This is a genomic window from bacterium (assembly GCA_040753555.1).
Classification (GTDB): Bacteria; UBA9089; UBA9088; order UBA9088; family UBA9088; genus JBFLYE01.
The window spans coordinates 1-8903 of the sequence record JBFMDZ010000088.1 but is presented as its reverse complement, the minus strand read 5'-3'; the positions used below and the strand labels follow the sequence as shown (position 1 = coordinate 8903).

The following is an 8903-nucleotide window of genomic DNA, read 5'->3' as shown; positions in this document are numbered from 1 at the left end:
GCAATGGATGAGTTTAAACTAACCAAAGCCCTCATTTTAACCAAAGATTTTGAGGGAGAAGAACTATTTGACCAAAAGATAATTGTCTTTACCCCACTCTGGTTATGGTTAGTGAGTAGATAGCCTTAGGGAGGCAAAATCCCTTGTCCAGTCAGCATATATACTGAAACAAAATTGGTTTTCAAGTAATCATTTAGAAAATCCTAAATTCAAAATCCTATCATGCTTTGGATTTAGAATTTCTTTTTTTTCATACACATAGAATTCTTGAAATTCAATTGATATTGAGTATATATTTATAAACCATTATAAAAGTCAAGAAAATTTTTTAGCTGGATTGTTATTATATCAAAATGTTATAGTTTATTACTTAAAAGAAGGTGGAATTTAAGCTCTTAAAAGAGGACAATAAGGCAAGGTGTGGAATAATAAGCGTAAATGAAAGAGAGGTAAAAACCCCCTGTTTTTGCCCTGTTGGAACATCCGCGACGGTAAAAGGGATAACGCCAGATGAACTTTTAGCAATCGGAAATGAGGCAATCCTTGTCAATGCCTATCACCTATTCCTAAGACCAGGAAGGGAAATAATAAGCTCATTGGGTGGTCTCCATTCATTTATGAATTATAATGGCTTAATCATTACAGATTCGGGTGGATTCCAAATCTTTTCATTAGGGCTTTTAAGGAAGATAACAGAAGAGGGTGCTTTATTTTCATCGCATTTTGATGGCTCTATTCATTTATTCACACCAGAGCTTTCTGTAAGGTTTCAAGAGGAAATTGGGGCAGATATTATTACATCCCTTGATGAATGTATAAAATACCCTTGCGAAAAAGGGGATGCTAAAGAAGCAAAGGATAGGACAACAAGATGGGCAAAAAGGTCAAAAATGGCTGTTTTAAGCTCTTCTTTGTTTGGGATAATTCAGGGTAGTGTATTTAAAGATTTAAGAAGAGAAAGCGTAGATGAGCTTGTTGATATGGATTTTGACGGATATGCTGTTGGAGGGCTTTGTGTTGGTGAACCAAAGGAATTAACCTATGAGATAATATCATATTTGGGTGAGATTATACCAAAGGACAAGCCAAGATACTTAATGGGATTTGGTCCTCCTGAGGATATTCTGGACGCAGTTTCCGCAGGTTTTGACCTATTTGATTGTGTTATGCCAACCAGGCAGGCAAGGACAGGGATGGCATTTACATCAAAGGGACCCCTTATTGTAAGGAATGCGTTTTATAAAGAGGACAAGAAACCTGTTGATGAAACCTGTCTTTGTTATACCTGCAGAAATTATTCAAGGGGCTACATAAGGCATTTAATAAATCAGGATGAAATGCTTGGAGCAAGGCTACTTACATTGCATAATCTGTATTTTTATCATAACCTAATGGCAAAAATAAGGGAAAACATAACGAATAACACATTTTCTTCCTTTAAAAAGGATTTTTTGAAAGAATATGGTAATATTTAGCCAATGAAGATTTCTGTTGTTGCAAAAACAAGGGCAAAAGAGGAAAAGGTAGAGAAAAGAGAAGACAAATACATAGTTTATGTTAAAGAACAACCTATAAAGAATAAAGCAAATAGAGCGATTATAAAGGTGCTTGCAGAATATTTTAGCATTCCCAAATCCCACATTTCTATTGTCTCTGGTCTTACCTTGAAACAAAAAATTGTAAAGATAAGCGATGATAAAACTTGACGAACTATACCATTTTATGGTATCTTAAATTAAAATGAGACATATAGTTTCTGTTTTGGTTGAAAATAAGTTTGGGGTATTGGCAAGAATTGCAGGGTTGTTCTCTGGAAGAGGTTATAATATTGATTCCTTGTGTGTAGCTCCTACAGATGACCCAACCCTTTCAAGAATGACAATTGTAACGCATGGAGAAGATAAGATAATTGAGCAAATTGAGAAGCAATTAAATAAACTTATAGATACTAGAAAGGTTTATGACCTTACACATAAAGAGCATGTAGAAAGAGAGCTTGTCCTTATTAAGATAAAGGGTGAGAAAAGGACAGAGATTATGGAAATAATTAATATCTTCAGGGCAAGAATTGTTGATGTTTCTTCTAAAAGTTTAGTAATTGAGACAACAGGCGATGAAGGAAAAATTTCTGCCTTAATAGAAATTCTTAAACCCTATGGAATAATAGAGATTGCAAGGACAGGAAAGGTTGCTATGACAAGGAAAGAGAAATAGGGCGAATAGCTCAGCGGGAGAGCGCCTGCCTTACACGCAGGAAGTCGAAGGTTCAAATCCCTCTTCGCCCAATTAAAAATAAATTGGGATGGAAAATAAGGATTTGAAGCCCGAACGAAGTGAGGGCCGAACTACTGGATTTTGTTAGGCGAAAAACGAGCAAGTGCGAGTTTTTAGCCTTAGAAAATCCTCTAGTTCAAATCCCTCTTCGCCCAATTAAAAATAAATTGGGATGGAAAATAAGGATTTGAAGCCCGAACGAAGTGAGGGCCGAACTACTGGATTTTGTTAGGCGAAAAACGAGCAAGTGCGAGTTTTTAGCCTTAGAAAATCCTCTAGTTCAAATCCCTCTTCGCCCAAGATGAAAAAATGGGGATTACATTTTTAAAGATTGGAGTTGGAAATCTAGCTCATCCAGAAAAGCTTGAGGATGTTGAGTTTCTTATAGACTCAGGGGCGGTTTATTCTGTTGTGCCTATTTCTATTCTTGAGGAGCTTGGAATTAAGCCGTTAAAAGAAGAGGAATTTAGACTGGCTGACGGAGGTAGGATTAAAAGAAAGAAGGGAGGGGCTTTATTCAAATATAATGATAGGATTGGTGTATCTGATGTCATTTTTGGAGAAGAAGGTGATTTTACCCTTCTGGGTGTTCTTACATTAGAAGCCCTTGGATTATCTTTTAACCCTTTAAAGAGGGAACTTAATCCATTACCAATGATTCTTGCTGGGGCGGTAGTGTAGCTAGGTTAACACATCAGGCTGTCAATCTGAAGATCGCGGGTTCAAATCCCGTCCGTCCCGTTAACAAGAAAAATTGCATGGAAGATAGACAAAGGAGTATCTATTTTGAAACTGAATCATTGAAAATAATTAATGATGACTTTTTAACCTGTGATAAAATTCCCAATAACTCTGTTGACTTAATTGTTACTTCACCGCCTTATAATGTAGATATTCATTACAATTCTTATGATGATAAAATTACTTATGATAAATATTTGGAATTCACTGAAAAATGGTTAGAGAAAGCGTATAAACTTTTAAAAGACGACGGAAGATTTTGTTTAAACATTCCTTTAGACAAGAATAAAGGGGGACAACAGAGTGTTTATGCTGATATTACAAATATTGCCAAAAAGATAGGATTTAAATATCATTCCACGATAATTTGGAATGAAGGAAATATTTCTCGTAGAACCGCCTGGGGATCGTGGCTGTCAGCCCGAGCACCTTATGTGATAGCCCCGGTTGAAGTAATTGCAATTTTATACAAAAAAAACTGGAAGAAAATAAGCGGTAGCGGTAAATCCGATATTACCAAAAAAGAATTTATGGATTGGACAAACGGGGTTTGGAATTTTATGGGCGAAAGCAAAAAACGTGTAGGTCATCCTACACCTTTTCCCATTGAGCTACCAAGAAGATGCATAAAACTATTTTCTTTTGTTGGCGATGCTGTTTTAGACCCATTTTTAGGAAGCGGCACAACCTTAATTGCTGCCTATCTAAATAAAAGAAAAGGGATAGGTGTTGATATAGATAAAACATATTGCGATTTGGCGATAAAACGATTAAAACAAGAAGCAAAAATTAACCAAATGTTTTGTTTTATGAAGAATAATGGATAGTTTAATCAAAGAAAACATCCCGATGAATGAATATACCTCCCTAAAGATTGGAGGAAGGGCAAGGTTTTTTGCAAATCCATCAAATAAAGAAGAGCTAAAAAAGGCTCTAGGATTCGCAAAAGAGAAGGACATCCCAATTTTTATCCTTGGTGGTGGAACGAATACATTGATAAAGGATGAAGGGGTCCGGGGAATGGTAATAAAATTAGATGGCGATTTCAAGAATATAGAAAGGCAAGGATTAGAAGTTAAAGCTGGCGGAGGGGCTTCACTTGCTTCACTTATAAGTTATTGCCAGGGATTTTCCCTTTCTGGATTGGAAAACCTTGCTGGAATCCCTGGTTCTGTTGGTGGTGCTATATTTGGAAATGCAGGTGCATTTGGAACACAAATTGGAGATTGTGTTAAATCTGTTGTTGTTATGGATAGAGATGGAAATGAAAGGATAGTAAAGGACATAAACTTTTTCTATAGGGGAAGCAGCTTGAAAGACACAATAATTCTTGAAGTCTTGTTTTCTCTAAAAGAAGATGTAAGGTGGAGGATTGATGAAAAAATAGCAAGCGTTTTAAGTAAAAGAAGGGAAACCCAGCCTATCTCAAAGCAAACAGCTGGTTGTATCTTTAAGAACCCTGAGGGAAAATTTGCAGGAGAGCTTATTGAAAAAGCAGGATTGAAGGGAAGGTCTATAAAAGATGCAATTGTTTCTATAAAACACGCAAACTTTATTGAAAATAGGGGAAATGCAAAGGCAGAGGATGTTTTACAATTGATAACATTTATAAAAAGAAGGGTCTATGAGCTTTATGGTGTTATGCTTTATGAGGAAATTGTTGTAATATGAATCCTTTGCTTTCCATAAAAAACCTTAATGTTTCATACGGAAAAACCCAAGTTGTAAGCAATGCAAGCCTTAAGATTCTTGAGAAGGAAACCATAGGTCTTATTGGAAAGAGTGGCTCTTCTAAAACAACAATTGCCTTATCTATAATGGGGCTTCTTCCAGAGGATGCAACAGCTACAGGAGAAATTATCTACAAAGAAAAAAACCTCCTCACCTTAAAAGAGAAAGAGATTAACAAGATAAGGGGGTGCGAGATAGCTATGATTTTTCAAGACCCTGTCTCTGTCCTTGACCCATTATTTTCCATTAAAGAGCAGATAAAAGAGACGATAACGGCACATTTAGATATTTCAAAAAAAGAGGTAGAAAAAAGGATAGAAGACCTTCTTAAAAAGGTTGGAATACAAAAGATAAGGCTAAATGAATATCCACATTCATTTTCAGGAGGGATGGCTCAACGGATAATGATTGCCCAAGCAATTTCATCAAACCCAAAGCTTTTGATTGCAGATGAGCCAACATCCTCACTTGATGTAACAATCCAATCGCAAATAATGAATTTGCTCCATAGTCTTAAAAGTGAACTTGAAATAAGCATCCTCCTTATTACCCATGACCTTTCCATAATTGCCCAAATGGCAGACTATGTTTATGTTATATATTCTGGAGAAATCATTGAATCAGCTTCCTGCCTTGAAATATTTGACAATCCATCCCATCCATATACAAAAGCCCTCATTGACAGCATCCCAAAAAAAGGGAAAGACCTTTCTTTCATAGAAGATACACAAATTTTAGAGGATAAACCCTGTAGGTTTTATTCAAGGTGCAAAGAAAAAATTAGCCTTTGCGAAAAGGAAAAACCAGAGATAAAGAAGATAGAAAATCATTATGTAAGGTGCCATAAATATTAAAATTTTGTGCCTTTGTGCCTTTATAGTCTGTGGTCTCTTTATGGTCTATGGCCCAATTTCCTACTTTTTTCCAATCTATTCTTTATCCGAATAGTATCCTGAATAATTTTTAACACCGCTTTATCTTTATCTCTATTTACATATGTCTTTGCTTTTAAGACATCTTCTAAAGAAGCAACCTTACAAAAGATGCTCCCTATCTTAATCCTTTTTGCTCTTTTTCTAATTCCTTCAAAGCTTTGGTCTGGTGCTAATCTAAAGACAAAATCAACAATAAATTCTTTACCCTCTGCCCGAATTGTTTCACTTATAGCTTCATCCGGTTTAAATAAGAATAAATCAAGATTACTGGCAAACTGGTTAATCTTTTTTTTATTAAGCTCTGTATCACGGACAAAAAAGTCTATGTCCTGTGTCATTACCGGCACACCCTGTAAAACACCTGCCACATTACCCACAATAATTGCCTCAAGGTTTACCTTCTTTAGTTCACAAAGGATCTTTAACAGAATAATTTCATCATAAGACATATTTATCTTCTCCCACTCTCTTTAAAAGAAATCTCTTTGGCCATAATTTAGGTTTAAACAGGTTAAATACAATCAAATGTAAATCGTGAATTAGAATATCTGGAAATTCTTTCGCCAATTTTCTAGTATATCTATTCACCTTTTTAAAAAACCTTTCTTCTTGCCTGTCCATTTTATTTTTATCTATAATAGATTATACCATAAAATGCCTTAAATCAGCATACCCAACGAAATTCCCCCAAAGAGGTAATTTTTTTGCCCATATATTTTTCCTTATTATATTTTTTATTCGGCTAACACCAACATTTAACCGCTGCCTTTAGCGGTTGGCTGCAGCGCTTTGTTAGGCGTTTTTAAGACATCGTTTTGTAAAGTTGTACGTGTTTAGCTGTCCTATATTTAGGCACAAAGTAAATAAATCCTCATCCTCAATGACAAATAAAATCCCAATGACCAAATCCCAATGACAAAAAATCCTCAAGAGGATAAATCCCAATGACCAAATCCCAATGACCAATTTTGACATTTGGATTTGGAACTTGGACATTTGTTGGACATTGGGGCTTGGACATTGGACATTTTTTGATATTTGGATTTAGTGCTTTATTTTAAGTTCCTTTCCTCATCTTATTCTCGTCTACCTAAACACATACGTAAAGTTTAATATTGAATAATGTATTGTGTCAATTTAAAGATTCAATCTAATCCCCAATTCCTTTAATTGCTCCTTGGATACCTCAAATGGTGCGTTTGTTAATGGGCAAACACCAGCCTGGGTCTTTGGAAAGGCAATAACATCGCGGATTGACTCTGCACCTACCATAAGCATAAGTAGCCTATCAAGGCCAAGGGCGATGCCACCATGTGGTGGTGCACCATAGGATAATGCATCCAAAAGGAATAAAAACTCCCTTTCTGCAGATTCTATTCCCATGCTTTTAAATACCATCCTTTGAACATCTACATTATGGATTCTAAGTGAGCCACCGCCTACCTCGCATCCATTTAAGACAAGATCGTAAGCCCTTGCCCTTATCTTTTCTTTATTAGATGAAAATAGAGGGTAATCAGCGCTGTAGGGCAATGTAAATGGGTGGTGTGATGGCTTAAAATTTCCATCCTTATCCTTTTCAAACAGGGGTGGCTCAATTATCCACAAAAAGTTAAACCCTTTTTCTGGTTTTCCAAATTTAAGCCTTAAAGCTGATAGGGCATCGCAAACAATCTTTTCTTTATCTGCTACAATAAAGATAAAAGAGGAATCCTTTGCTTGAAATACCTCCCCTACCCTTTTGAGCTCATCTTCCTTAAAAAATTTGGCAATTGGCGAGGATAAAGAGCTATTTTCAACCTTAAACCAGCAAAGCCCGGATGCACCAAATCCCTTTACAAACTCAATAAGCTCATCAATCTCTTTCCTTGAAAAATTATATCCAGCTACATTTATCCCCCTTATTACCTCTTTTTCCTTAAATATTTTAAAATCCGAAGAGGAAAGAAATGAGAGGTCTTTTATCTGCAGGGCAAACCTTGTATCTGGCTTATCTATTCCATATTCAAGCATTGCCTCATCATATTTTAGCCTCGGAAATGGTGTTTTTATAGGCTTTTTTAACACATCCTCAAAAATATCCTTTATTAAGCCTTCTATTAAATTATAAATATCCTCCTCCTCAATAAACGATACCTCAATATCAAGCTGGGTAAATTCTGGCTGTCTATCTGCCCTTAAATCCTCATCCCTAAAGCACCTTGCAATTTGAAAATATTTCTCAAATCCAGCTACCATAAGGATTTGTTTAAATAATTGCGGAGATTGTGGCAAAGCATAGAATGAACCAGGATTAAGTCTGGATGGAACAAGAAAATCCCTTGCTCCCTCAGGCGTAGACCTTATAAGATGAGGCGTTTCTATCTCAAAAAAGCCATTTTTGCTTAAGAAATCTCTTATCTTTTGATAAACCTCAGATCTTAAAATGATATTCTTTTGGATAAAATCCCTTCTTAAATCAAGGTATCTATACTTTAACCTCAATTCCTCACCTACATCAGAATATTCAGAAATTTCAAACGGAGGGGTTTTTGATTCATTAAGGATTTCAAGGCTTGAGACAATTATCTCTATTTCTCCTGTTTTAAGATGTGGGTTTTCAGCAGACTCCGGCCTTCTTGAGACCCTTCCATTTACCTTAATTACCCATTCATCCCTTAAGCTATGTGCCTTAATGTGGGAGATTCCATCTATTTCTGGATTAAAGACAAGCTGAATAATCCCAGATATATCCCTTAAATCTATAAAGATTAAGCCACCATGGTCTCTTCTCTTATTCACCCACCCACAAAGAGAGACATCCAATCCTACATCCTTGATGTTTAATTCTGTGTTTTTATGTGTTCTATAAACCATTTAAGTAAAAAGAATTATACCACATTTCTCTTATTTTTCAAATTTTTTATTTTTGACTGGATTAGTAGATGGTAACTATCTCAAACACGCCTCAGTCCCCGCAGTCAGGTGCAGCGAATTGTTAGATACCTTCTATTCTTTTCTTTATTAAATTAGAACTTCTTTTTCCATGAATTACTGCAAGAACAATAATCTTTTCTTTTTCAACCAGATAGATTATTTTATATGGAAATCTTTTAATAACTCAACTTATGAGCAAAAAATAGAATTTTAAGAATGAAAAAACTAAAAACTTAAAACTAAAAGCGAAAAACCACAATTCAAAACTAAAAACTAAAAGATTAAAACTTAAAGACTATACCTAAT

The 8903-nt window shown here is 35.5% G+C and carries 9 protein-coding genes and 2 tRNA genes; 9 read left to right on the top strand and 2 right to left on the bottom strand.

The genetic code is table 11. The features are described 5' to 3' along the window. Positions 1-380 precede the first annotated feature (380 nt). The 9 genes from tgt (at position 381) to AB1630_07900 (ending at position 5600) form a co-directional block, all read left to right on the top strand. Complete coding sequence (gene tgt / locus AB1630_07940; GenBank protein MEW6103722.1) at positions 381-1475, top strand: tRNA guanosine(34) transglycosylase Tgt; 1095 nt, start codon at positions 381-383, stop codon at positions 1473-1475. Positions 1476-1478: 3 nt separating this feature from the next. Next, on the top strand, positions 1479-1706 hold the full coding sequence (locus tag AB1630_07935; protein MEW6103721.1) for a DUF167 domain-containing protein: 228 nt from the start codon (positions 1479-1481) through the stop codon (positions 1704-1706). Between the two features lie 34 nt (positions 1707-1740). Beyond that, the gene (ilvN, locus tag AB1630_07930; protein ID MEW6103720.1) at positions 1741-2214 is read left to right on the top strand and encodes an acetolactate synthase small subunit; all 474 of its coding nucleotides are present in this window, start codon (positions 1741-1743) and stop codon (positions 2212-2214) included. Then, a tRNA-Val gene (locus tag AB1630_07925) sits at positions 2214-2285 on the top strand. The genes ilvN and AB1630_07925 overlap by 1 nt, the downstream gene beginning before the upstream one ends. 298 nt (positions 2286-2583) lie before the next feature. Beyond that, positions 2584-2955: an aspartyl protease gene (locus tag AB1630_07920; protein ID MEW6103719.1), complete on the top strand. Its 372-nt coding sequence runs from the start codon at positions 2584-2586 to the stop codon at positions 2953-2955. After that, a tRNA-Asp gene (locus AB1630_07915) sits at positions 2941-3015 on the top strand. Before AB1630_07920 ends, AB1630_07915 begins: the two co-directional genes overlap by 15 nt. Positions 3016-3032: 17 nt before the next feature. Next, positions 3033-3842, top strand: a complete 810-nt coding sequence (locus AB1630_07910) for a site-specific DNA-methyltransferase (protein MEW6103718.1) — start codon at positions 3033-3035, stop codon at positions 3840-3842. Further along, complete coding sequence (gene murB / locus AB1630_07905) at positions 3835-4686, top strand: UDP-N-acetylmuramate dehydrogenase (protein ID MEW6103717.1); 852 nt, start codon at positions 3835-3837, stop codon at positions 4684-4686. The genes AB1630_07910 and murB overlap by 8 nt, the downstream gene beginning before the upstream one ends. Beyond that, positions 4683-5600, top strand: coding sequence for an ABC transporter ATP-binding protein (locus AB1630_07900; protein MEW6103716.1), 918 nt, complete (start codon positions 4683-4685; stop codon positions 5598-5600). The genes murB and AB1630_07900 overlap by 4 nt, the downstream gene beginning before the upstream one ends. 38 nt (positions 5601-5638) lie before the next feature. Here the strand turns inward: AB1630_07900 and AB1630_07895 are convergent, their stop codons facing one another. Both AB1630_07895 and aspS read right to left on the bottom strand, forming a co-directional pair. After that, positions 5639-6130 carry a nucleotidyltransferase gene (locus AB1630_07895; protein ID MEW6103715.1) on the bottom strand — a complete coding sequence of 164 codons (492 nt, stop codon included), beginning with the start codon at positions 6128-6130 and terminating at the stop codon, positions 5639-5641. A 688-nt stretch (positions 6131-6818) separates the two neighbouring features. Then, on the bottom strand, positions 6819-8537 hold the full coding sequence (gene aspS, locus AB1630_07890; GenBank protein MEW6103714.1) for an aspartate--tRNA ligase: 1719 nt from the start codon (positions 8535-8537) through the stop codon (positions 6819-6821). Positions 8538-8903: the final 366 nt, after the last annotated feature.

Coding starts and splice junctions, on each gene's coding strand:
- AB1630_07935 (MEW6103721.1), top strand. CDS start 1,479: ATGAAGATTTCTGTTGTTGCAAAAACAAGGGCAAAAGAGGAAAAGGTA.
- ilvN (MEW6103720.1), top strand. CDS start 1,741: ATGAGACATATAGTTTCTGTTTTGGTTGAAAATAAGTTTGGGGTATTG.
- AB1630_07920 (MEW6103719.1), top strand. CDS start 2,584: ATGGGGATTACATTTTTAAAGATTGGAGTTGGAAATCTAGCTCATCCA.
- AB1630_07910 (MEW6103718.1), top strand. CDS start 3,033: ATGGAAGATAGACAAAGGAGTATCTATTTTGAAACTGAATCATTGAAA.
- murB (MEW6103717.1), top strand. CDS start 3,835: ATGGATAGTTTAATCAAAGAAAACATCCCGATGAATGAATATACCTCC.
- AB1630_07900 (MEW6103716.1), top strand. CDS start 4,683: ATGAATCCTTTGCTTTCCATAAAAAACCTTAATGTTTCATACGGAAAA.
- AB1630_07895 (MEW6103715.1), bottom strand. CDS start 6,130: ATGTCTTATGATGAAATTATTCTGTTAAAGATCCTTTGTGAACTAAAG.
- aspS (MEW6103714.1), bottom strand. CDS start 8,537: ATGGTTTATAGAACACATAAAAACACAGAATTAAACATCAAGGATGTA.